Raw genomic sequence first — 20,381 nt, 5'->3', positions numbered from 1 at the left:
GGGTCGGGCCTGGTCAGGCGCGTCGGCAGGAGAGGAAGATCTGCTCCTCCGGCGGCACATCTATGCTCGCCGGGGCGTAGGCGTACGAATCCTCCTTGATCACCTCGAAGCCCGCGTCCCTGACGACTTGGAGCAGTTCGTCCCGTAGATAACCGGATACCCGGATCGTGTGACCGAGGAACGGAATCGACATGTCATCCACGTCGGCTTCCACCATCGACAGGGTGAGCAACCCGCCGGGCTCCAGCAGGTCACCGATGGCCCGTAGAGCGTACGGGATCTCCGGCCGCGGCAGCATCAGGAGTGAGAAGAAGGCGGCGACGGCCTGGAAGCTCCCGGTGGCCAGCGGACCGCCCTCGATCAGGTCGCCGATGTCGGCGCGGACGAAGGCGGCGCCCGGCACGTTGGCCCGGGCCTGGGCGAGCATGCCGGCGGAGAGGTCGACGCCGGTCACCTGGAGTCCCGCGTCGGTGAGCTGCAACGCGGTCGGCAGTCCCGTACCGCAGCCGAGGTCGAGCACCCTGGCACCCGCAGGCAGCGACTCGATGAGCCACGCGCCCGCCGCGATCTGGCCTTCCTTGTGCGGGAACGCCTCGTCGTACCGGTCGCCGATCGCGTCGAACGCCTCGGCCTGACCGGTGCGATCGCGCTCTATGTGCTCGTAGCCGCCGGTTCCCACTGCTCCGGGCCTCCCTGGACTGCTTCGGGTCGGGACGCCGACGGGATCCGGCGTCTGCTGTGACGTGGCGTCAAACTCTAGGCCGCGATTGGCAATTGTGCAGTGCTGCGGAGCACGATCCTACGGTTGACGGTCGGCGGCGCAACAAGCGGCTCGGCGGATCACTCCTCCGTCACCGAGCCGGGCGATCCCAGTCCGCCGGGAGCGCGGGCACCGGCCAGGCCGGATCGGGCCGCCAGTCCTGCCAGTGGTCGCGGAACGGTGGTCCCCAGGTGCGGATCACCCCCGCCGCGCGCTGACCGGCCTGCCGGACCCGTGCGGCCAGGTCCCGGGACATCAGTCCATCGGCCTGCGCCTGGGCGAACTCGTCCTCGTCGAGCCAACGCCAGGAGCGGTCCGGATGGACGGTGATGTCCAGGAAGTGGTCCTCCGAGTCCACCCCGCCCGACCAGCGGCGCTGAGGCTCCTCCAGGTTCACATACCAGCTCTTGAACCGCCAGCCCTGCTCCCAGAAGAGCCACACCGACCACGGCTCTCCCGGCCGTACCAGTTTCAGCACGCCCGTCCCCCGCCAGGGCACCACCTCGGTGGCCCTCGGATTGACGTATCTGCTGGTCAGCGGGGTGTGGTGGATCGGCGTGCCGTCCGCCATCACCGGCCGCACACACTCCGTGCCGGGCGCCATCCACACCGCGAGCAGCTCCGCGTCGTCCCGCACCACGGTCACCGGACGGCAGATGTGCACCGCGTCCGTACCGTTGCCGCGGTACCGCCACAGCAGCTGGTCGCCCGGCGCCCAGTAGCGGTCCTGCCTGTCACGGATCGAGAGGTCGGCTTCGGCTGTCATGAAGGGAGCCTACGGACCGGGTGTTACGGATGTGTCATCCGCAGCACGTCGAGCGCGGCGTCGAGCTGCGTTTCGGACAGCACCCCGCGCTCCACGTAACCGCCCTCGACGACCACCTGGCGGATGGTCTTGCGCTCGGCCAGCGCGCGCTTGGCGACCTTCGCGGCCTCCTCGTAGCCGAGGTACTTGTTCAGCGGGGTGACCACGGACGGTGACGACTCGGCGTACTCGCGGGCCCGCTCGGCGTGGGCGGTGATCCCGTCGACGGTACGGTCCGCGAGCAGCCGGGTGACGTTGGCCAGCAGCCGGACCGACTCCAGGATGTTGCGGCCGATCACCGGCAGCATCACGTTCAGCTCGAAGTTGCCCGCGGCGCCCGCCACCGCGACCGCGGTGTCGTTCCCCGTCACCTGCGCGGCCACCATCAGCACCGCCTCGGGGATGACCGGATTCACCTTCCCCGGCATGATCGACGAGCCGGGCTGCAGGTCGGGCAGGCTGATCTCGGCGAGCCCGGTGCGCGGGCCCGACGACATCCAGCGCAGGTCGTTGGCGATCTTCGTCAGCCCGACCGCGATCGTACGGAGCTGACCCGAGGTCTCCACGACGGCGTCGCGGGCGCCCTGCGCCTCGAAGTGGTTGCGCGCCTCGGTCAGCGGCAGCCCGGTGGTCCTGGCCACTTCGGCGATCACCGCGGCGGGGAAGCCGAGCGGGGTGTTGATGCCGGTGCCGACCGCGGTGCCGCCCAGCGGCAGCTCCGCCAGCCGCGGCAGCGACGCCCGCAGCCGCTCGACGCCGTACCGCACCTGCGCCGCGTACCCGCTGAACTCCTGGCCCAGGGTGACCGGTGTGGCGTCCATCAGATGGGTGCGCCCGGCCTTCACCACGGTCGAGAACTCCGCGGCCTTGCGCTCCAGCGACTCCGCCAGATGGGTGAGCGCCGGGATCAGGTCGCCGGTGACCGCCGCGGTGGCCGCGATGTGGATGGAAGAGGGGAAGACGTCGTTGGACGACTGCGAGGCGTTCACATGGTCGTTGGGGTGCACCTCGCGGCCGAGCCGCTCGGTGGCCAGGGTGGCGATCACCTCGTTGGCGTTCATGTTGGACGAGGTGCCCGAGCCGGTCTGGAAGACGTCGATGGGGAAGTGCGCGTCCCAGCGGCCGTCGGCGACCTCGGCGGCGGCCTCCTGGATCGCCTCGGCCATGTCCTTGTCCACCACGCCCAGCTCGGCATTGACCTTCGCCGCGGCGGCCTTGATCCGCGCCAGGGCGGCGATGTGCGCCCGCTCGATGCGCTGCCCGGAGATGGGGAAGTTCTCCACCGCCCGCTGCGTCTGCGCCCGCCACTTCGCGTCGGCGGGCACCTTCACCTCGCCCATCGAGTCGTGCTCGATCCGGTACTCGTCCATACCTCCTACAGTGCCCCGCCCGGGAGGTTTGTTCCCTCCGGGCGGGGCACTGCGGGGGCACGGCAGGCCGGGTGCCGCGACCGGGTCAGGCCCCCGGGCGCAGCGGGATGCTGGTGAAGGTGGGGGCCGGGGCCGGGTCGGTGAAGAAGTCGTTGCCCTTGTCGTCCACGACGACGAACGCCGGGAAGTCCTCGACCTCGATCTTCCAGACCGCCTCCATGCCCAGCTCCGCGTACTCCAGGACGTCGACCTTCTTGATGCAGTCCTGCGCGAGCCGGGCCGCGGGGCCGCCGATCGAGCCGAGGTAGAAGCCGCCGTGCGCCCGGCAGGCGTCGGTGACCTGCTGGGAGCGGTTGCCCTTGGCGAGCATCACGAACGAGCCGCCCGCCGCCTGGAACTGCTCCACGTACGCGTCCATCCGGCCCGCGGTGGTGGGGCCGAAGGAGCCGGAGGCGTATCCCTCGGGGGTCTTCGCCGGGCCCGCGTAGTAGACGGCGTGGTCGCGCAGGTACTGCGGCATGCCCTCGCCCGCGTCCAGCCGCTCCTTGATCTTGGCGTGCGCGATGTCGCGGGCCACCACCAGCGGCCCCGACAGCGACAGCCGGGTCTTGACCGGGTACTTCGACAGCTCGGCGCGGATCTCGTCCATCGGCCGGTTCAGGTCGACCCTGACCACGTCGTCGTCGGCGAGGTGCTCGTCGGTGGTCTCGGGCAGGAAGCGCGCCGGGTCGGTCTCCAGCTGCTCCAGGAAGACGCCCTCGGGGGTGATCTTCGCCAGCGCCTGCCGGTCGGCCGAGCAGGACACCGCGATCGCCACCGGGCAGGACGCGCCGTGCCGGGGCAGCCGGACCACCCGCACGTCGTGGCAGAAGTACTTGCCGCCGAACTGCGCGCCGATGCCGATCCGCTGGGTCAGCTCGAAGACCTTCTGCTCCAGGTCCTTGTCGCGGAAGCCGTGCCCGGCGGCCGAGCCCTCGGCGGGCAGCTCGTCCAGGTAGTGCGCGGAGGCGTACTTGGCGGTCTTCAGCGCGTACTCGGCGCTGGTGCCGCCGACCACGATGGCCAGGTGGTACGGCGGGCAGGCGGCCGTACCGAGCGAGCGGATCTTCTGCTCCAGGAACGTCATCATCGACGCCTCGTTCAGCACCGCCTTCGTCTCCTGGTAGAGGAAGGACTTGTTGGCGCTGCCGCCGCCCTTGGCCATGAAGAGGAACTTGTACGCGCCGCCGTCGGTCGCGTACAGCTCGATCTGGGCGGGCAGGTTGGAGCCGGTGTTCTTCTCGTCCCACATGGTCAGCGGGGCCATCTGCGAGTAGCGCAGGTTGAGCTTGGTGTAGGCGTCGTAGATGCCGCGCGAGAGCGCCGCCTCGTCGCCGCCGGAGGTCAGCACCTGCTGGCCGCGCTTGCCCATCACGATCGCGGTGCCGGTGTCCTGGCACATCGGCAGCACGCCGGCCGCGGCGATGTTGGCGTTCTTCAGCAGGTCGAGCGCCACGAAGCGGTCGTTGGGGCTGGCCTGCGGGTCGTCGAGGATCCGGCGCAGCTGCGCGAGGTGGGCCGGGCGCAGGTAGTGCGAGATGTCGTGCATCGCCTCGGCGGCGAGCAGCCGCAGCGCCTCGGGCTCGACCTTGAGGAAGGTGCGGCCGTCGGCCTCGAAGGTGCTCACGCCCTCCGAGGTGATCTTGCGGTACGGGGTGGTGTCCTCGCCGAGGGGAAGCAGATCCGTATAGACAAACTCGGGCATAAGTGGCATTCCTCACTCGGCTGCGTCGTCGCTGAAGCGCATCAAGCGTAGAACGTCCGGCGCCCCGCCATGGTGTGAGGTCCGGCTCACCCCACCCCTTCCTCTCATGCCTCCTCTCCGTGCCGGGGTGGCCGGTTCTCCGTCCCCTAGGGGCCGACCCGGTCGGATTCCGGGGTAGTCGCGATCTATCGCGTTTGTGTACGGTGGGCGGGTGGACGAATCGCAGCTCCAGAAGCGCGCGCAGCAGCCGGTGGATTCGGGCAAACCGACCGCCGAGGCGGACCTGCGGGCGTCGGACGCAGACCGGGACCGTATCTCCGACATCCTCCGCGAGGCACTCGCCGAGGGGCGGCTCGACGCCGCCGAGCACTCCGAGCGGCTCGACCGGGTCTACGCGGCCAAGACCCTCGGTGAACTGGAGCCGCTGGTACGGGATCTGCCGGTCGGCCGGCCCCCCGGTGTCACCGTCCCCGCCCCGGCCCCGCGCGGCTACGCCGCCGACCTCACCGGCGAGAACCCCAACCTGGTCGGCATCCTCGGCGGCGCCGAGCGCAAGGGCCGCTGGCGCGTCGGCAGCCGGATCACCGCGGTCGCCATCATGGGCGGCGTCGAGATCGACCTCACCGAAGCCACCTTCACCGCACCGGAGTTGGTCATCCACTGCACCGCCATCATGGGCGGCGTCAGCATCCGGCTGCCGGAGAACGTGACGCTGCGCGGCGGCGGTGTCGTCGGGATCATGGGCGGCTCCGACGTCAAGGCGTTCGAGGCGCCCGACTCCGGCGCGCCCGTCGTCCGCGTCGACGGACTGGCCTTCTGGGGCGGTGTCGAGGCCAAGGCCAAGCGCGGGAAAAAGGTCAAGGACTGGACGAAGAAGCAGCTCGAGGACTGACCTCCGCAAGACTGAACGCGGGCCAGTATTGGGGCTGATGGTGCGTGAGTGCGCCACGCATCGTGCGTGTTTGCGCCATCCGCAGGTCAGAGCGTTTTCGGGGTTTGCCGGGTGACGAACACGGTGCGCATGAAGTCGCGTACAGCGGGTAGGGGTTCGAACACGCCGCCGTGCCCCCGCCGCTGAAGTCTGCCCCCGACGGGGAGCAGTCGGCGACGGGCAAGGGTGGCAATCGCCGAGCCGTCGTCAGGAGTATCCCGTGCTTCAACCGATCGAGCCCGTCACGGACCCCGCGTACCCTCCCGGTCACCCCCGGGACCTGGCGGGCCCATGGCACTCGGAGGCCGCCTGCCGGAGCGACGAGGCAGGACTCTTCTTCGCGCCTTCGAAGGAACCGACCGCGGCACGGCTGTCCCGGGAGGAAGCGGCGAAGCGCGTGTGCGCCCGCTGCCCTGTGATGCTCGAATGCCGTGAACACGCCTTGCTCCAGCCCGAGCCGTACGGCGTCTGGGGCGGGATGACCGCCGCCGAGCGCCGGGTGGTGCTGGCCCGCCGCCGCCGTCGCGAGGTCGAACTCCAGCGCCCTGCCGCCCAGATCGCCGCGGCGGGCTGACGGCCGCCGCGCGGGATCCACGGGAAGCCGTACACCCGCCCACCGCACCGCCTGCCGCGCCGCGCCCGGGAAGACGGGGCCCGAGCGCGCCGCGACAGGCGGCGGGGCGGAACCGGCGAGGGGTGAGGGCCTGTCGTGACAGGCCCACGCCGGGACCGGAGTGCCTCAGTGCGCCCGGTCGAAGTTGATCGCGCTGTACGCCCGCAGCTTGGAGAGCCGGTGGGTGGAGTCGATCTGCCGGATCGTGCCGGACTTGGAGCGCATCACCAGGGACTGGGTGGTGGCCGTCTCGGCGCGGTACCGCACGCCGCGCAGCAGTTCGCCGTCCGTGATGCCGGTGGCGACGAAGAACACGTTGTCACCGCTGACCAGGTCCTTGGTGTGCAGGATCCGGTCCAGGTCGTGACCGGCGTCCAGCGCCCGCTGCCGCTCGGCGTCGTCCTTGGGCCACAGCCGCCCCTGGATCGTGCCGCCCAGGCAGGTGATCGCGCAGGCCGCGATGATGCCCTCCGGCGTACCGCCGATGCCCAGCAGCATGTCGACACCGGTGCCCTCGCGCACCGCCATGATCGCGCCCGCGACATCGCCGTCGGCGATGAACTTGATCCGCGCGCCGGTCTCCCGGATCTCCCGGACGATGCCGTCGTGCCGCGGCCGGTCGAGCACCACGACCGTGACGTCCTCGGGCGCGCTGCCCTTGGCCTTGGCCACCCGGCGGACGTTCACCGCGGGCGGCGCGCTGATGTCGACGTACTCGGCGGCCTCGGGGCCCACCACGAGCTTGTCCATGTAGAAGACGGCCGACGGGTCGAACATGGTGCCGCGGTCGGCGACCGCCAGCACCGAGACGGCGTTCGGCATGCCCTTGGCGGTCAGCGTCGTGCCGTCCACCGGGTCCACGGCGACGTCGCACTCCGCACCGGTGCCGTCGCCGATCCGCTCGCCGTTGTAGAGCATCGGCGCCTCGTCCTTCTCACCCTCGCCGATGACGACGACGCCGTTCATCGAGACGGTGTGGACGAGGGTCCGCATCGCGTTCACCGCGGCCCCGTCGGCACCGTTCTTGTCGCCGCGGCCCACCCAGCGGCCGGCGGCCATGGCGGCGGCCTCGGTGACCCGGACGAGTTCGAGGGCGAGGTTGCGGTCGGGAGCCTCCGGGCTCACTTCGAGCTGGGGCGGCAAATGCTGTTCGGTCATCACAGCGCACCTTTCTGTACGAGGACGGCCGGATAGAGGGTGCTTGTGACCCTATCGGGTCAACGCCACTATGAGCAGGGTGCACGTCACATGAGCGCCCATACCCCCACCTGTCCGGCCGACTCCCGGCATGGGGGACGATGGTGGGCGTGGCAGCAGACAAGCGTGGCAACAAGACGGTGCGTGACCTCGTACTGTCCCTGGTGATCATCGGCGCCGTCGTCGGTCTCATCTACATCTTCATCCCGCACGACTCCAAGGCCGATCCCACCGTCCCGGTCAGCTTCTCCGTCGAGCTGGGCCAGGCGCGCCGCGACGCGCCGTACGCGGTCGCGGGACCCGAGGGCCTGAGTGCGGGCTGGCGTGCCACCTCCGTGCAGTACGACGCCTCGGACTCCACCAATGTGACCTGGCACATCGGCTTCCTCGACCCCGAGAAGCAGTACATCGCGGTCGAGCAGAGCAATGCCACAGCCGACCCGTACATCTCCTCCGTCACCTTCGGCGCGGTCCGCGACGGGAACCGGACGGTCACCGCGGGCGGCCTGGTCTGGGACAGCTACAAGGGCTCCAAGTACAACGCGCTCGTCCGCAAGGAGAAGGGCGTCACCACGATCGTGCTCGGCACCGGCACGGAGGGCCAGCTCACGCAGATGGCCGCCGCGCTGCGGGAGCGCGGCGGCCACTGAACCCCTGCGGGGCGGGGCTTTCGGGGGTGCTGCCGGGGGTCAGACGGTGGTGACGACCTCGTCGTACGCCAGCCGCGGGCTGCGCGGGAACCAGGCGTCGTCGCCGGGCTTGCCGATGTTCACCACGGCCAGCACCGAGTGCTCGCCGTCGGTGAAGAACTCCTTGTTGATCCCCTCGGCGTCGAAGCCGGTCATCGGGCCCGCGGCGAGGCCGGCCGCGCGGACGCCGATGATGAAGTAGCCGACCTGGAGGCTGGCGTTCAGCGCGGCGGAGCGCTCGCGCACCGGGCGCTCGGCGAAGAAGACGTCCTTGGCCTGCGGGAAGTGCGGGAACTGCGTGGGCAGCTCCTCGTGGAACTCGTTGTCGGCGGCCAGGATCGCCACCAGCGGCGCGGCCGAGGTCTTCGGCTGGTTCCCCTCCGCCATGTGCCGCACCAGGCGCTCCCGGCCCTCGTCCGACCGGACCAGCACCACACGCAGCGGCTGCTGGTTGAACGCGGTGGGCGCGTACTTCACCAGGTCGTAGATCGCCTGGACCTGCTCGTCGGTCACCGGCTCGTCGGTGAACGTGTTGGCGGTCCGGGCCTCACGGAACAGCAGGTCCTGGGCGGTGGGGTCGAGTACCAGGGTCATCGGAACACTCATTTCCTACGGGGGTGGTGCTGCGTGCCGTCACCAGCACAAGCGGAACATCACCTTCCAACATAGGTGAATGTTCAACCATTCCCCGCCCATGAGGTGACCCGCCTCACGCCGTGCAGGCGGGTCTACTCCGCGGTGTCCTCGTCCTCCGCCGCGGAGGCGCCGTCTTCTGCCGCCAGTGCCGCGGCGGATCCTTTGTCTGCCGTGCTCGCGCGGCTCGGCCCTGGGGGCCTCTCCGGCTTCGTCCGGCTGGCCGGACTCCGTCCGGCGGTGGGTGCGGGGGGTGTCAGTCGGCCGAGGGGTTGTCGTCGTCTGCGTCGCCCGCCGCGGAGGCGCCGTCCTCTGCTGCCAGTGCGGCGTCCAGGCGGGCGCGGGCGCCCTCCAGCCAGTGGCGGCAGACCTTGGCCAGCTCTTCGCCGCGCGGAATCCTCTTTTTGTCGTGCTCGCGCGGCTCGGCCCTGGGGCCTCCCCGGCTTCGTGCGGCTGGCCGGACTCCGTCCGGCGGTGGGTGCGGGGGGTGTCAGTCGGCCGAGGGGTTGTCGTCGTCTGCGTCGCCCGCCGCGGAGGCGTCGTCCTCTGCTGCCAGGGCGGCGTCCAGGCGGGCGCGGGCGCCCTCCAGCCAGTGGCGGCAGACCTTGGCCAGCTCTTCTCCGCGCTCCCAGAGGGCGAGGGATTCCTCGAGGGTGGCGCCGCCCGCTTCGAGGCGGCGGACGACGTCGACCAGCTCGTCCCGGGCCTGCTCGTAGCCGAGGGTCGAGCCGGAGTCCTGCTCGGGTGCCGTGTCCTGCTTCGCCGCCGCGCGGGCGCCTGCTTCAGCCATGGGCACCAGACTAGGGGCGGGGTGCGACACGGAGGGCGACGCGCTGCCTCACTCGGTGACGCGGACCGTGAAATCGCCGTCCGCGACGCGGGCGCGCAGCGGCTCGTCGGGCGCGAGGCCGTCGGGGGTGCGGACCACGGAGCCGTCCTCGCGCTGGAGGACCGCGTACCCGCGGCGCAGCGTCGCGGCGGGGGAGAGGGCGACGACCCGGGCCAGGGTGTGGGAGAGGTCCGCGTCGGCCCGGTCGAGCAGATGGCGCAGGGTGCGCCGGGCCCGGTCCACCCGGTCGTCGATCTCGGCCGCCCGCTCGGTCACCATCCGGTGCGGCGCCGCCATCGAGGGGCGGCTCAGTGCCGCCTCCAGGCCGCGCTCCTCCCGGTCCAGCAGCCCGCGCACCACCCGCAGCGCCCGCTGCCGCACCTGATCGACCCGCGCCAGCTCCTCCCGTACGTCCGGCACGATCCGCTTCGCCGCGTCCGTCGGCGTCGACGCCCGCAGGTCGGCCACCAGGTCCAGCAGGGGCGAGTCCGGCTCGTGCCCGATCGCCGAGACCACCGGCGTACGGCACTCCGCGACCGCCCGCACCAGCCGCTCGTCGGAGAACGGCAGCAGGTCCTCCACACTGCCGCCGCCGCGCGCCACCACGATCACGTCCACCTCGGGGTGCGCGTCCAGCGCCCGTACCGCCTCGATCACCCGCGGCACCGCGCTCGCGCCCTGCACGGGGACATTGCGCACCTCGAAGCGGACCGCGGGCCACCGCAGCCGGGCGTTCTCCCGTACGTCCCGCTCGGCCGCCGAGGCGCGGCCCGTCACCAGCCCGATGAGCTGCGGCAGAAACGGTATCGGCCGCTTGCGGTCCAGCGCGAAGAGCCCTTCCGCCGCCAGCGTCCGCTTCAACTGCTCCAGCCGCGCCAGCAGTTCGCCGACGCCCACCGGCCGGATCTCCACCGCCCGCAGCGAGAGCTGCCCGCGCGGCCCGTACCACTCCGGCTTCGCGTGCATCACCACCCGCGCGCCCTCGCCGACCACGTCCGCCACCTGCTCGAACACCCCGCGGAAGCAGGTCACGGTGATCGACACGTCATGCGCCGGATCGCGCAGGGTCAGGAAGACCACGCCCGCCCCCGGCCGCCGCGAGAGCTGGGTGATCTGCCCCTCCACCCACACCGCCCCGAGCCGGTCGATCCACCCGCCGATCAGCCGCGACACCTCACTGACGGGGATCGGCGCTTCCGCCGAGGTGCTCAGAGCCATGCCCGCAGCGTAGTGCGCACCACCGACACCGCCGCGCCCCCGGCGCCCCGGCACGCCCCCGCGAACGCCCGCGCCCTCCCCGTACGATGGATCTCATGACTGCCGCGACCCCTGCCTCCCGCCGCGTCCTCCTCGCCGCCCCCCGCGGGTACTGCGCGGGTGTGGACCGAGCCGTGATCACCGTCGAGAAGGCGCTGGAGCAGTACGGCGCCCCGGTCTACGTGCGCAAGCAGATCGTGCACAACAAATACGTGGTCCAGACCCTGGAGAAGAAGGGCGCGATCTTCGTCGACGAGACCGACGAGGTGCCCGAGAACGCCATCGTCATCTTCTCCGCGCACGGCGTGGCGCCCGTCGTCCACGAGGAGGCCGCCGAGCGCCGCCTGGCCTCGATCGACGCCACCTGCCCGCTGGTCACCAAGGTCCACAAGGAAGCCGTCCGCTTCGCGAACGAGGACTACGACATCCTCCTCATCGGCCACGAGGGCCACGAGGAGGTCGTCGGCACCATGGGCGAGGCCCCCGAGCGGATGCACCTGGTCGACGGCCCGGCCGACGCCGCGAACGTCACCGTCCGCGACGAGTCGAAGGTCGTCTGGCTCTCCCAGACCACCCTGTCCGTCGACGAGACGATGGAGACGGTCGACGCCCTCAAGGACCGCTTCCCGCAGCTCGTCAGCCCGCCCAGCGACGACATCTGCTACGCCACCCAGAACCGCCAGGTCGCGGTCAAGCAGATCGCCGCCGACGCCGACCTGGTGATCGTCGTCGGCTCCCGCAACTCCTCCAACTCCATCCGGCTGGTCGAGGTCGCCCTGCAGAGCGGTGCCTCCGCCTCGTACCTGGTCGACTTCGCCGACGAGTGCGAGGACGGCTGGCTGGACGGCGTCACCACCGTCGGCGTCACCTCGGGCGCCTCGGTCCCGGAGATCCTCGTCGAGGGCGTCCTGGACTGGCTGGCCGCCCGCGGCTACGCCGATGTCGAGGTGGTCCGCTCCGCCGAGGAGTCCATCCAGTTCTCGCTGCCCAAGGAACTGCGCCGTGATCTGCGTGCGGAGGCCGCAGCCGGGGAATCCGCCAAGAGGTGAGTTTTCCCGCTCCCCTCTAACGTGGAGGCCATGAACGTGTTCGGTGTGGACATCGGCGGTACCGGCATCAAGGGCGCTCCGGTCGACCTCGACGAGGGCAAGCTCTCGGACGAGCGGCACAAGATCGCGACGCCGCACCCGGCCACCCCCGACTCCGTGGTCGACGGCGTGGCCGAGGTGATCGGCCACTTCGGCTGGACCGGCCCGGTAGGCGTCACCTTCCCCGGTGTGGTCGTGGACGGCACCACGCGCACGGCCGCCAACGTCGACAAGGGCTGGATCGGCACCGACGCCCGCGGCCTGCTGAGGGACAAGCTCGGCGTCCCGGTCGTGGTCATGAACGACGCGGACGCCGCCGGGATGGCCGAGGTGACGTACGGCGCCGGCCGCGGCCACGGCGGCACCATCATCATGCTGACGCTCGGCACCGGCATCGGCAGCGCCCTGTTCGTGGACGGCCGCCTGGTGCCCAACACCGAGCTGGGCCATCTGGAGCTGCACGGCCACGACGCGGAGAAGCGCGCCTCGGTGAAGGCCCGCGAGGACGAGGACCTGAGCTGGGAACACTGGGCGCACCGGCTGAAGAAGTACCTCGCCCATGTCGAGATGCTCTTCTCGCCCGACCTGTTCGTGATCGGCGGCGGCGTCAGCCGCAAGGCGGACAAGTTCCTGCCGCTCATCACGGGGATCAGCGCCGAGATCGTCCCCGCGGAGCTTCAGAACAACGCGGGGATCGTCGGCGCCGCGATGGCAGCCGCAAAGCTCTGACCGACACGATCAGCGCGGCCAGCACGGTCCCGGTGAACAGCCAGCCGGTCAGCAGCGCCAGCCCGGTGAACATGCCGAGCACATGCCCGACCAGACTGCCGTCACCGCTGTCGGCGGTCAGCGCGATGCCCACGGCGAAGGCGATCGGCGCCGACACCGGGGCCGCCACCAGGTCGTACGGGCGTACGTAGAGGGCCGCGGCGACGCTGACCCCGATGAAGACGATGCCGAAGAACGCGCCGGGGCCGTCGAACAGCAGCGAGTCGACGGCGCCGCCCGCGACCGTCACGGACACGGTCAGCAGACCGGTGCCGAGGCCGGTCAGCCGCGGTTTGGGCCGCTGGGCGGCGCGCAGCCGCCGGACCGCGGTGGCCAGCAGACTCGGGCGCGGGGCGCGGTAGACCCCGGCGGCGGCCTCGCCGCCCGGCCCGGGGGCAGGTGTCGGGCCGGGGCCCGGGTGCGCACTGTGTTGCTCCACCTACCCAACGTAGGTGCCCGAACAGGGTGAAAAGGGTCCGGGACACGCCCTTTCCCCCTCATGGCACTCTGTTCGAGAGCGCGGGACGGCGCTGCCGCCCGCGCCCGTAGACTGGAGAGCCAACTCTCCAGGTCTCCACACATCCTCATCACGGGAAGTCGCCACGTGTCGCTCTCCATCGGAATCGTCGGTCTGCCGAATGTCGGCAAGTCGACGCTCTTCAACGCCCTGACCAAGAACGACGTGCTGGCGGCCAACTACCCGTTCGCCACCATCGAGCCCAACGTCGGCGTCGTGGGCGTCCCCGACGCCCGCCTCACCACCCTCGCGGAGATCTTCAGCTCGCAGAAGATCCTCCCGGCGACGGTGGACTTCGTCGACATCGCGGGCATCGTGCGCGGCGCGAGCGAGGGCGAGGGCCTGGGCAACAAGTTCCTGGCGAACATCCGCGAATCCGACGCGATCTGCCAGGTCATCCGGGCCTTCAAGGACGAGAACGTGGTCCACGTCGACGGCAAGGTCTCGCCCAAGGACGACATCGAGACGATCAACACCGAGCTGATCCTCGCCGACCTCCAGTCGGTCGAGAAGGCCATCCCGCGGCTCACCAAGGAGGCCCGCCTCCAGAAGGAGAAGGCCGCCGTCCTGGCCGCCGCCGAGGCCGCCCAGAAGATCCTCGAAGCCGGTGACACCCTCTTCTCCGCGGGCATCACCAAGGGCACCGAGCAGGGCACCCTCCTGCACGAGCTGCACCTGCTCACCACCAAGCCCTTCCTCTACGTCTTCAACGTCGACGAGGACGAGCTGACCGACGAGGACTTCAAGAACGAGCAGCGCGCGCTGGTCGCCCCCGCCGAGGCGATCTTCCTCAACGCCAAGCTCGAGTCCGACCTCGCCGAACTCGACGACGAGGAGGCCCTCGAACTCCTCCAGTCCGTCGGCCAGCAGGAACCCGGCCTCGCCACCCTCGCCCGCGTCGGCTTCGAGACCCTCGGCCTGCAGACCTACCTCACGGCCGGCCCCAAGGAATCCCGCGCCTGGACCATCAAGCGCGGCGCCACCGCCCCCGAGGCCGCCGGTGTCATCCACACCGACTTCCAGAAGGGCTTCATCAAGGCCGAGGTCATCTCCTTCACCGACCTCGTCGCCACCGGCTCCGTAGCCGAGGCCCGCGCCAAGGGCAAGGCCCGCATGGAGGGCAAGGAATACGTGATGCAGGACGGCGACGTGGTGGAGTTCCGCTTCAACGTCTGACGGCGCCGAGTCACCGCATCGCTGATCCAGCGAGTCCGGAAGATTCCCGGCGGGGGGAGATGTCCGGAAGGCGGTACAACCGTTCGACAAAGGTGTTTTCCGGTGGGCAGGGTGCGTTTGCTCGCATATCCAGCCTCAAGGAGGACATCGGATGAAGCGCAATCACCGCAACTTCGCCGCACTGTTCGGGACCGCCGTACTGGCGACGGCCGGTCTGGCCGCTGTGGGGTCGCCGGCCGCCGTGGCCGCGCCGGCCTCAGGGGCGGCGCGGGTCGGCGCGGACGCGTCGGTCACCGCAGGGCTCAAGGAGGCGCTGCGGGAGCAGCAGGCCGCGCACCCCAATGCCAGTGGGCGGCACATCTGTTACGCGGCGCATGTGCAGAACATCGGGTGGCAGAACGCGGTGTGCGACGGTGCGATCGCCGGGACGACCGGGCAGAGCCTGCGGATGGAGGCGCTGGACATCGCGGTGTCCGGGGTGAGCGGGGTCTGTGCGGAGGCGCATGTGCAGAACGTCGGGTGGCAGGGGTGGCGGTGCGGGGGTGACGGCGTCGATGTGTACGTCGGCACCACCGGGCAGTCCCTGCGGATGGAGGCTCTCGGGGTGCGGGTCGGGACCGGCTCGGTGTGCGCTGACGCGCATGTGCAGAACATCGGTTGGCAGGGCTGGGCGTGCTCGCCCTCCGGCGGGTCCGTGTTCGTCGGCACCACCGGGCAGTCGTTGCGGATGGAAGCGATCAGCATGACCGTGTGACACCACCGTGGTGAGCGGCCCCGGTCGGCATGCGTGTCGGCCGGGGCCGACTTCTGGGCGGGTGGGGTTGGGACAGGCCCTACGCCAACAGCAGGCCGTACGGCAGGTGTTCGTCGTCCGGGACGCGCGGGATGTAGTCCGGGGCGGTGCGGGCGGCGGCGGCCAGGAGGCGCGTGGCGGCGTCGGCTTCCGTGGTGCGGGGGAGGCCGAGGGCGTCGAGGAGCTGGTCGCGCTCGGTGGCGAAGTCCGGCTCCTCGGCGCGGAATTCGGCTCCCGCCTCGTCGATCGAGCCGCCGCCCGCCAGGTCCTGCCAGAAGGGCAGCACCACCAGGAGCGTGACGGCCTCCACGAGGTCGGCGCCGATGAGCGTGGCCTGTCCCTCGGAGTCGGCGTAGAGCACAGGACGCGGCCCCGAACCGGCCTCCCCGCACAGGAAGTACGTGCCGCCCGCACCGCAGCCCGCTATCGGCTCCAGCGGCATCCCGGTGGGAAGGACGACGTCCTCCACGGGATCGCGTCGTGCGATGTCGAACTCGGCCGGCCACACGAGCGCGGCGGCCAGCGAGGGGTCCTGCGCGATGCGCCGAAGCAGATCATCCGAAGCGGTCATGCGCGCAACGTAACAGCGCCCTCTGACAATCGCCCCGGCAACCGCGATCGTCGGCCGGACCCCGCCCGGGCGGTGGGAGGATGCGGGGAGGCCGGGAGAGGGGCGGGAAGCGTGGGGCGGGGTGAGCGGGAGGCGGTCGCGGGGGGAGCGCGGCTGTACGAGGCGGCGCGGGCGGTGGTCGGTGACCACGCGGCCGCGGTGGAGGCGGTACGGACGGCCCTGCGGCCGATCCACGACGCGGCGGTACGGCGGGAGCTCGACGCCATCCCCGTCGCGCGGCTCCAGGACGTCACCGAGGGGCGGCTGCGGCTCGGCAGCGTCGAGAAGAGCGGGCTGCGCACGCTGGGCAGCGTCCTGGACGCGGGCCCGTACCGGCTGCGGCAGATTCCCGGGGTCGGGCAGCGCACCGTCGACCAGATGCTCGCCGCCGCGCGGCGGCTGTCCGCGGCCGTGCACGAGACCGTCGCCGTCCATATCGACGTGGACCGGCCGGACCCGGACACCACCGCGCTCGTCGCGGCCCTGCACGTACTGGTGGAGGCCGGTCCCGAGGCGCGGCGCGCGGTGGACCGGGCCACGGCGCTGTCGGTACGGCTCGACCCGCTGCTGACCGAGGCCAGGCCCGCGACCGGGCGGATCCGGATGCTTCTGGCGGGCCAGGAGAAGAAGGCCCGCGCGCGGGCGGCGGTCGACGCGATCAGGTCGCTGGTGGAGGAGGCGGAGCGGGCGGAGCTGCCCGAACTGCTCGCCCAGGTGTCGGTGGACCTGCTGCGGGGGCCGGCCTCCGACATGGCGGCCTGGGTCGACTTCGAGCTGCGCTCCGCCGAGTACTACAGCCTGCTCGCCGAGGTCTCCGGACGGCTGCCCGACACGGCCGTCGCCGAGGGCTTCCTGCCGGACGAGATCGCCGAGCGGGTACGGAACCAGTACCTCGACGACACCCACCGGCGGGTCTCCCTGCGCGGTTACCAGGCGTTCGGCGCGCAGTTCGTCCTCGCCCAGCGCCGGGTGATACTCGGCGACGAGATGGGCCTGGGCAAGACGATCCAGGCCATCGCCGTACTGGCACACCTGGCGGCCGAGGGGCAGAGCCACTTCATGGTCGTCTGCCCGGCGAGTGTCCTGGTCAACTGGACACGGGAGATCGAGGCCCGCAGCGCCCTGCGCGTCATGGTGCTGCACGGTCCCGACCGGCACGACGCGTTCGCCGACTGGAAGGGCCGCGGCGGCATCGGGGTGACCACCTTCGACGCGCTGCGCGGATTCCCCGCACCGGGCGGCGGCGAGGTCGGGTTGCTCGTCGTCGACGAGGCGCACTTCGTGAAGAACCCGAAGGCCAAGCGGTCCCAGGCGGTCGCCCTGTGGGCCGAGCGCTGCGCGCGCACCCTCTTCATGACCGGAACCCCCATGGAGAACAGGGTCGCCGAGTTCCGCGACCTCGTCCGGATGCTCGACGGCGAGGTCGCCGACTCCCTGGGCGAGCGGGACGCGCTGGCCGGCTCCGTCGCCTTCCGCAAGGCCGTCGCGCCGGTCTACCTGCGGCGCAACCAGGAGGACGTGCTCACCGAGCTCCCGAGCCTCCAGCAGACCGACGAATGGGTGGAGTTGAGCGCGTCGGACGAGGAGGCGTACCGGGACGCCGTACTCGCGGGCAACTTCATGGCGATGCGCAGGGCCGCGTACATGCGCCCGGAGAAGTCGGCCAAGCTGGACCGGCTGCGGGAGATCGTCCGGGAGGCCGGTGAGAACGGGCTGAAGACGGTGGTCTTCACCCACTTCAAGGACGTCCTGGCCGTGCTGGAACGGGAACTCGCCCCGGGCGGCGAGGGGGACGCCGGAGGCGCCGGGAACGCCCCGGTGTTCGGCCCGCTCACCGGCGGCGTTCCGGCCGCGCGGCGGCAGCAGGTCGTGGACGACTTCGCCGCCGCCCCGGGCCCGGCGGTGCTGCTGGCGCAGATCCAGGCGGCGGGCGTCGGCCTCAACATGCAGGCCGCGTCGGTCGCCGTCATCTGCGAACCCCAGGTCAAGCCGACCATCGAACACCAGGCGGTGGCCCGCCTCCACCGGATGGGCCAGGTCAGACAGGTCCGCGTGCACCGCCTCCTCGCCACCGTGGGCGCCGACGAGCGCCTGGTGAAGCTGCTGGAGGACAAGACGCGGCTGTTCGACGCATACGCCCGCCGCAGTGCCGTCGCCGAGGCCACGCCCGACGCGGTCGACGTGTCGGACACCGACCTGGCCCGCCGCATCGTCGAGGAGGAACAGGCCCGCCTCGGCGCATCGGACCCGGAGGACCTCGTACGGGCGTGGCAGGCCCGGTAGCCGCCGGGGCGGTCCGCGCGGGGCGGATCAGCCGACCGCGGGCCGCTGTTGGGGCGCGGGGGCGGGGCCGCCGGTCAGGGGGCCGGCGCAGAGGAGGGCCAGGGCGCTGCCGGCGGCGGCGAAGGCCCACAGGAGGGGGGCCGGGGTCTGGTCGGGCGCACCCGGTCGCGGGCCGAGGTGGGGCGGGGCCTGGCCGCGCGGGTCGCGGGTCACCGTCACGGGAGTGCCGACCGGGGGTTGCGCGCCCTTGATGGACAGGCGGGTGCCGTCGGCCAGTCGTACGTCGATGCCGGACTTGCTGGCCGGCAGGGCGTCGGTCGTCCAGTGGCCGGTGACGACGGCGCTCATCGCGACACCGCGATCGTGCATGATCTGCTGGTTGACCTCCCCGCTCTGTATCCCCAGCGCGATCCCCCAGCAGACGAAGCTCCCCAGGCCCAGCACCAGAGCGACCACCGCGGTCGCCCCCCGGGCCCCCGCGCGCCCGCCGACGACGATGCCCGCCCCCAGCGCGACCACCAGCCGCACGAGCGAACCGATGAGCACCACGACGTACCACCACGCCTTGTGACCGCTGGTCCGCAGCGCGAACGCGGGCCATGCCAGCAGCAGCCCACTCCCGACGGTGACACCCCACGCGACCACGAGCCTGCCCAGCCACACGGCTCCGCCCCGCGCGCCGGCACCCCGTTCGTCACCACCCATGAACTCAGCATGGCCGCCCACGAGTTGACCCGACAAGGCGGCTGTCAGCCGTCGTTCGCAGGCGGTGGGAGCGGGGCGATCTCGCGCTCGAAGAACGCGACGAACGACTCGCCGTCCGCGTAGAGCGCCTCGAAACCGGCCCTGGTCTCGGCGATCAGAGCGGGATCGACATACCGCCTGGCCCCGTCCGCGTTCCCCTCGGCGTCGTACTGCACCTCGTACATCACCGCGTCACCGAGGATCACGACCTCGGGCACGGTGCGCTTCCGCTCGATGTCCGTGATCGTGCGCGCGTCCAGGATTCTGATCCGGTCGCCCACTTCCACGCGAAGGCGCAGCACATGCAATTCCCACTGCACATACGGTGTCACCGGGAATTCGACCACCCGCAGTCGCCGCTGGACGACGCCCAGGCCCTGCGCTTCGGCGAATTGGCGGGCGTAGAGCGGGCGCTTTTCCTCGATGAGCGCGAGTGCCTCGTCCCACCTCCCGGCGGCGAACGCCTCCCAGCTCGCGAATCCCCGCTCGCGGAAATGCTGGCCGCGCTCCAGTTTGTCCTGGCTCCCGACGCCGCTTTTCAGTATCCGGTAGAAGTCCTCGTGATAGGCGGGGCGGGCCAGACGTGTGAAGACGCCGTCGGGAAAGGAGTCAAACACTGGGAATGTCCGGCTTCGCCGCGATCAACATGTTCCTGGGAATGACGACGAGCCGCTCGTCGGATCCGACCGATACCCCGGCGGGCAGCTTCTGCCCGAGAGAAGCCGTCAGATCCCGGCCGATGACGGCGATGTCGCCGTTCTCCAACTCCCAGATGTCGGGGCAGTCCGGGCTGTCGGTCGTGTTCCCGAGTTCTTGGGGTGATTTACCGAGCCGCCGTAAGAATGTGGTTTTATGATCTGCTTCCCATGGCCTGTCCATGTCGAGTGTCCCCCAGTATCAGCTGCCACAGATGCATCGCGTGCGGATCGTACCCGCACCCGCATCGCCGTACACGGAGAGTACCCGAGAACCAGCCGTCTGGCATATGCCGCTCGGATACCGTGACTTCGCATGCTTGTGGCACCTCGAACCCCCGATCCATTATTGACCATGGTGAGGGCGACGAAGCCCTTATGCGGGACCCATGGTCAATATGATCTGATTATCGAAAGGCAGGGGAAGCTGTGGATCCGGAACTCGCGTCCCTCACTCAGAGCGCCGGCACCACAGTGGTCACTCTGATGGCGACCGAAGCCTGGCAGGCCGCCCGCGACGGCGTCCTTGAGCTGTGGCGGCGCGTCCAGCCCGGACGGGCGGAAGCGGCGGCGGCTCAACTCGACGCCTCCCGCGAGGACGCCCTCGCGGCCGGGGTGTCCGAGGACCAGCAGACGTTGAGCGAGCTGCGGACGCAGTGGGCAGGACTCTTCCGGCGACTGCTCGTCGCCCACCCGGAGGCCGCCGCGGAACTCCGCGCCCTGCTCGACGAACTCCAGCCGCCAGGGGACGACCCGCAGCCGCGGCCCACCGTCCAGCACGCGACCGCCTCCGGGCACGCCCGCATCTACCAGGCCGGACGCGACCAGCACATCACCGAGTCGTGAGCGGCACGGGCGGCACGGGCGGGACAGGCAGCG

General features: G+C 71.1%; 22 protein-coding genes and 1 pseudogene. 9 read left to right on the top strand and 14 right to left on the bottom strand.

All coding sequences use genetic code 11. The features are described from left to right. Window positions 1–13 precede the first annotated feature (13 nt). The 4 genes from AB0M29_RS00305 to AB0M29_RS00290 form a co-directional block, all read right to left on the bottom strand. The gene (locus AB0M29_RS00305; RefSeq protein WP_365376720.1) at window positions 14–679 is read right to left on the bottom strand and encodes a class I SAM-dependent methyltransferase; all 666 of its coding nucleotides are present in this window, start codon (window positions 677–679) and stop codon (window positions 14–16) included. A 172-nt stretch (window positions 680–851) separates the two neighbouring features. Continuing rightward, window positions 852–1,526, bottom strand: coding sequence for a DUF402 domain-containing protein (locus tag AB0M29_RS00300; RefSeq protein WP_365376718.1), 675 nt, complete (start codon window positions 1,524–1,526; stop codon window positions 852–854). A gap of 23 nt (window positions 1,527–1,549) precedes the next feature. After that, window positions 1,550–2,935 (bottom strand): class II fumarate hydratase, encoded by a 1,386-nt coding sequence (locus tag AB0M29_RS00295; protein WP_365376715.1) that lies wholly within the window; start codon window positions 2,933–2,935, stop codon window positions 1,550–1,552. 85 nt (window positions 2,936–3,020) lie between these two features. Continuing rightward, window positions 3,021–4,679 (bottom strand): fumarate hydratase, encoded by a 1,659-nt coding sequence (locus AB0M29_RS00290; RefSeq protein WP_365376713.1) that lies wholly within the window; start codon window positions 4,677–4,679, stop codon window positions 3,021–3,023. A 211-nt stretch (window positions 4,680–4,890) separates the two neighbouring features. On the opposite strand from AB0M29_RS00290, the gene AB0M29_RS00285 reads away from it, so the two are divergent. Both AB0M29_RS00285 and AB0M29_RS00280 read left to right on the top strand, forming a co-directional pair. Beyond that, complete coding sequence (locus tag AB0M29_RS00285; RefSeq protein ID WP_365376711.1) at window positions 4,891–5,571, top strand: DUF1707 domain-containing protein; 681 nt, start codon at window positions 4,891–4,893, stop codon at window positions 5,569–5,571. A 271-nt stretch (window positions 5,572–5,842) separates the two neighbouring features. Further along, window positions 5,843–6,184 (top strand): WhiB family transcriptional regulator, encoded by a 342-nt coding sequence (locus tag AB0M29_RS00280; protein ID WP_365377616.1) that lies wholly within the window; start codon window positions 5,843–5,845, stop codon window positions 6,182–6,184. Window positions 6,185–6,349: 165 nt separating this feature from the next. Here AB0M29_RS00280 and glpX read toward each other — a convergent pair whose 3' ends face one another. Beyond that, window positions 6,350–7,381, bottom strand: coding sequence for a class II fructose-bisphosphatase (gene glpX / locus AB0M29_RS00275; RefSeq protein WP_365376708.1), 1,032 nt, complete (start codon window positions 7,379–7,381; stop codon window positions 6,350–6,352). A gap of 140 nt (window positions 7,382–7,521) precedes the next feature. Here glpX and AB0M29_RS00270 point away from each other — a divergent pair, with 140 nt between their 5' ends. Then, window positions 7,522–8,070 carry a DUF4245 domain-containing protein gene (locus AB0M29_RS00270; protein WP_365376705.1) on the top strand — a complete coding sequence of 183 codons (549 nt, stop codon included), beginning with the start codon at window positions 7,522–7,524 and terminating at the stop codon, window positions 8,068–8,070. A gap of 39 nt (window positions 8,071–8,109) precedes the next feature. Here AB0M29_RS00270 and AB0M29_RS00265 read toward each other — a convergent pair whose 3' ends face one another. From AB0M29_RS00265 to xseA, 4 genes and pseudogenes are all read right to left on the bottom strand, one after another. Continuing rightward, complete coding sequence (locus tag AB0M29_RS00265; protein WP_365376702.1) at window positions 8,110–8,703, bottom strand: malonic semialdehyde reductase; 594 nt, start codon at window positions 8,701–8,703, stop codon at window positions 8,110–8,112. A 295-nt stretch (window positions 8,704–8,998) separates the two neighbouring features. Continuing rightward, window positions 8,999–9,133, bottom strand: a pseudogene (locus tag AB0M29_RS00260) (exodeoxyribonuclease VII small subunit); the annotation flags it as partial. Window positions 9,134–9,232: 99 nt separating this feature from the next. Next, complete coding sequence (locus AB0M29_RS00255; RefSeq protein WP_365376700.1) at window positions 9,233–9,532, bottom strand: exodeoxyribonuclease VII small subunit; 300 nt, start codon at window positions 9,530–9,532, stop codon at window positions 9,233–9,235. Between the two features lie 48 nt (window positions 9,533–9,580). Next, on the bottom strand, window positions 9,581–10,789 hold the full coding sequence (xseA, locus tag AB0M29_RS00250) for an exodeoxyribonuclease VII large subunit (protein WP_365376697.1): 1,209 nt from the start codon (window positions 10,787–10,789) through the stop codon (window positions 9,581–9,583). Between the two features lie 86 nt (window positions 10,790–10,875). Here xseA and AB0M29_RS00245 point away from each other — a divergent pair, with 86 nt between their 5' ends. After that, on the top strand, window positions 10,876–11,877 hold the full coding sequence (locus AB0M29_RS00245; protein ID WP_365376694.1) for a 4-hydroxy-3-methylbut-2-enyl diphosphate reductase: 1,002 nt from the start codon (window positions 10,876–10,878) through the stop codon (window positions 11,875–11,877). 30 nt (window positions 11,878–11,907) lie between these two features. Beyond that, the gene (gene ppgK, locus AB0M29_RS00240; protein ID WP_365376691.1) at window positions 11,908–12,645 is read left to right on the top strand and encodes a polyphosphate--glucose phosphotransferase; all 738 of its coding nucleotides are present in this window, start codon (window positions 11,908–11,910) and stop codon (window positions 12,643–12,645) included. On the opposite strand, the gene AB0M29_RS00235 is transcribed toward ppgK, so the two are convergent. Continuing rightward, entirely contained in the window at window positions 12,566–13,123 is a 558-nt protein-coding gene (locus AB0M29_RS00235) for a DUF6542 domain-containing protein (RefSeq protein WP_365376689.1), read from the bottom strand. The genes ppgK and AB0M29_RS00235 overlap by 80 nt on opposite strands. Window positions 13,124–13,288: 165 nt before the next feature. On the opposite strand from AB0M29_RS00235, the gene ychF reads away from it, so the two are divergent. Continuing rightward, window positions 13,289–14,377 carry a redox-regulated ATPase YchF gene (ychF, locus tag AB0M29_RS00230; RefSeq protein WP_365376686.1) on the top strand — a complete coding sequence of 363 codons (1,089 nt, stop codon included), beginning with the start codon at window positions 13,289–13,291 and terminating at the stop codon, window positions 14,375–14,377. Between the two features lie 151 nt (window positions 14,378–14,528). After that, window positions 14,529–15,131, top strand: a complete 603-nt coding sequence (locus AB0M29_RS00225) for a hypothetical protein (protein WP_365376683.1) — start codon at window positions 14,529–14,531, stop codon at window positions 15,129–15,131. A gap of 79 nt (window positions 15,132–15,210) precedes the next feature. On the opposite strand, the gene AB0M29_RS00220 is transcribed toward AB0M29_RS00225, so the two are convergent. Further along, window positions 15,211–15,741 carry a hypothetical protein gene (locus AB0M29_RS00220; protein ID WP_365376681.1) on the bottom strand — a complete coding sequence of 177 codons (531 nt, stop codon included), beginning with the start codon at window positions 15,739–15,741 and terminating at the stop codon, window positions 15,211–15,213. 111 nt (window positions 15,742–15,852) lie between these two features. Between AB0M29_RS00220 and AB0M29_RS00215 the strand changes: the two genes are divergently transcribed. Next, on the top strand, window positions 15,853–18,063 hold the full coding sequence (locus AB0M29_RS00215) for a DEAD/DEAH box helicase (RefSeq protein ID WP_365376679.1): 2,211 nt from the start codon (window positions 15,853–15,855) through the stop codon (window positions 18,061–18,063). 27 nt (window positions 18,064–18,090) lie between these two features. On the opposite strand, the gene AB0M29_RS00210 is transcribed toward AB0M29_RS00215, so the two are convergent. The 3 genes from AB0M29_RS00210 to AB0M29_RS00200 are packed head-to-tail and all read right to left on the bottom strand — an operon-like array spanning window position 18,091 to window position 19,686. Further along, window positions 18,091–18,768 (bottom strand): hypothetical protein, encoded by a 678-nt coding sequence (locus AB0M29_RS00210; RefSeq protein WP_365376676.1) that lies wholly within the window; start codon window positions 18,766–18,768, stop codon window positions 18,091–18,093. Window positions 18,769–18,812: 44 nt separating this feature from the next. Next, a complete protein-coding gene (locus AB0M29_RS00205) occupies window positions 18,813–19,424 on the bottom strand; it encodes a DUF6879 family protein (protein ID WP_365376673.1) in 612 nt (203 codons plus the stop codon). Further along, on the bottom strand, window positions 19,417–19,686 hold the full coding sequence (locus tag AB0M29_RS00200; protein WP_365376670.1) for a hypothetical protein: 270 nt from the start codon (window positions 19,684–19,686) through the stop codon (window positions 19,417–19,419). Before AB0M29_RS00200 ends, AB0M29_RS00205 begins: the two co-directional genes overlap by 8 nt. 245 nt (window positions 19,687–19,931) lie before the next feature. Between AB0M29_RS00200 and AB0M29_RS00195 the strand changes: the two genes are divergently transcribed. After that, entirely contained in the window at window positions 19,932–20,348 is a 417-nt protein-coding gene (locus tag AB0M29_RS00195; RefSeq protein ID WP_365376668.1) for a hypothetical protein, read from the top strand. Window positions 20,349–20,381 lie beyond the last annotated feature (33 nt).

Origin of the sequence: Streptomyces sp. NPDC051976, assembly GCF_040680795.1 — a bacterium.
In the GTDB taxonomy this organism is placed as follows: Bacteria; Actinomycetota; Actinomycetes; order Streptomycetales; family Streptomycetaceae; genus Actinacidiphila.
This window is presented reverse-complemented; position numbering and strand designations above follow the sequence as displayed.

Excerpts from the sequence above, each read along its gene's own strand:
- AB0M29_RS00300 (WP_365376718.1), bottom strand. The coding sequence starts at position 1,526 with ATGACAGCCGAAGCCGACCTCTCGATCCGTGACAGGCAGGACCGCTAC.
- AB0M29_RS00295 (WP_365376715.1), bottom strand. The coding sequence starts at position 2,935 with ATGGACGAGTACCGGATCGAGCACGACTCGATGGGCGAGGTGAAGGTG.
- AB0M29_RS00290 (WP_365376713.1), bottom strand. The coding sequence starts at position 4,679 with ATGCCCGAGTTTGTCTATACGGATCTGCTTCCCCTCGGCGAGGACACC.
- glpX (WP_365376708.1), bottom strand. The coding sequence starts at position 7,381 with ATGACCGAACAGCATTTGCCGCCCCAGCTCGAAGTGAGCCCGGAGGCT.
- AB0M29_RS00270 (WP_365376705.1), top strand. The coding sequence starts at position 7,522 with ATGGTGGGCGTGGCAGCAGACAAGCGTGGCAACAAGACGGTGCGTGAC.
- AB0M29_RS00265 (WP_365376702.1), bottom strand. The coding sequence starts at position 8,703 with ATGACCCTGGTACTCGACCCCACCGCCCAGGACCTGCTGTTCCGTGAG.
- AB0M29_RS00255 (WP_365376700.1), bottom strand. The coding sequence starts at position 9,532 with ATGGCTGAAGCAGGCGCCCGCGCGGCGGCGAAGCAGGACACGGCACCC.
- xseA (WP_365376697.1), bottom strand. The coding sequence starts at position 10,789 with ATGGCTCTGAGCACCTCGGCGGAAGCGCCGATCCCCGTCAGTGAGGTG.
- AB0M29_RS00245 (WP_365376694.1), top strand. The coding sequence starts at position 10,876 with ATGGATCTCATGACTGCCGCGACCCCTGCCTCCCGCCGCGTCCTCCTC.
- ppgK (WP_365376691.1), top strand. The coding sequence starts at position 11,908 with ATGAACGTGTTCGGTGTGGACATCGGCGGTACCGGCATCAAGGGCGCT.
- AB0M29_RS00225 (WP_365376683.1), top strand. The coding sequence starts at position 14,529 with ATGAAGCGCAATCACCGCAACTTCGCCGCACTGTTCGGGACCGCCGTA.
- AB0M29_RS00220 (WP_365376681.1), bottom strand. The coding sequence starts at position 15,741 with ATGACCGCTTCGGATGATCTGCTTCGGCGCATCGCGCAGGACCCCTCG.
- AB0M29_RS00210 (WP_365376676.1), bottom strand. The coding sequence starts at position 18,768 with ATGGGTGGTGACGAACGGGGTGCCGGCGCGCGGGGCGGAGCCGTGTGG.
- AB0M29_RS00200 (WP_365376670.1), bottom strand. The coding sequence starts at position 19,686 with ATGGACAGGCCATGGGAAGCAGATCATAAAACCACATTCTTACGGCGG.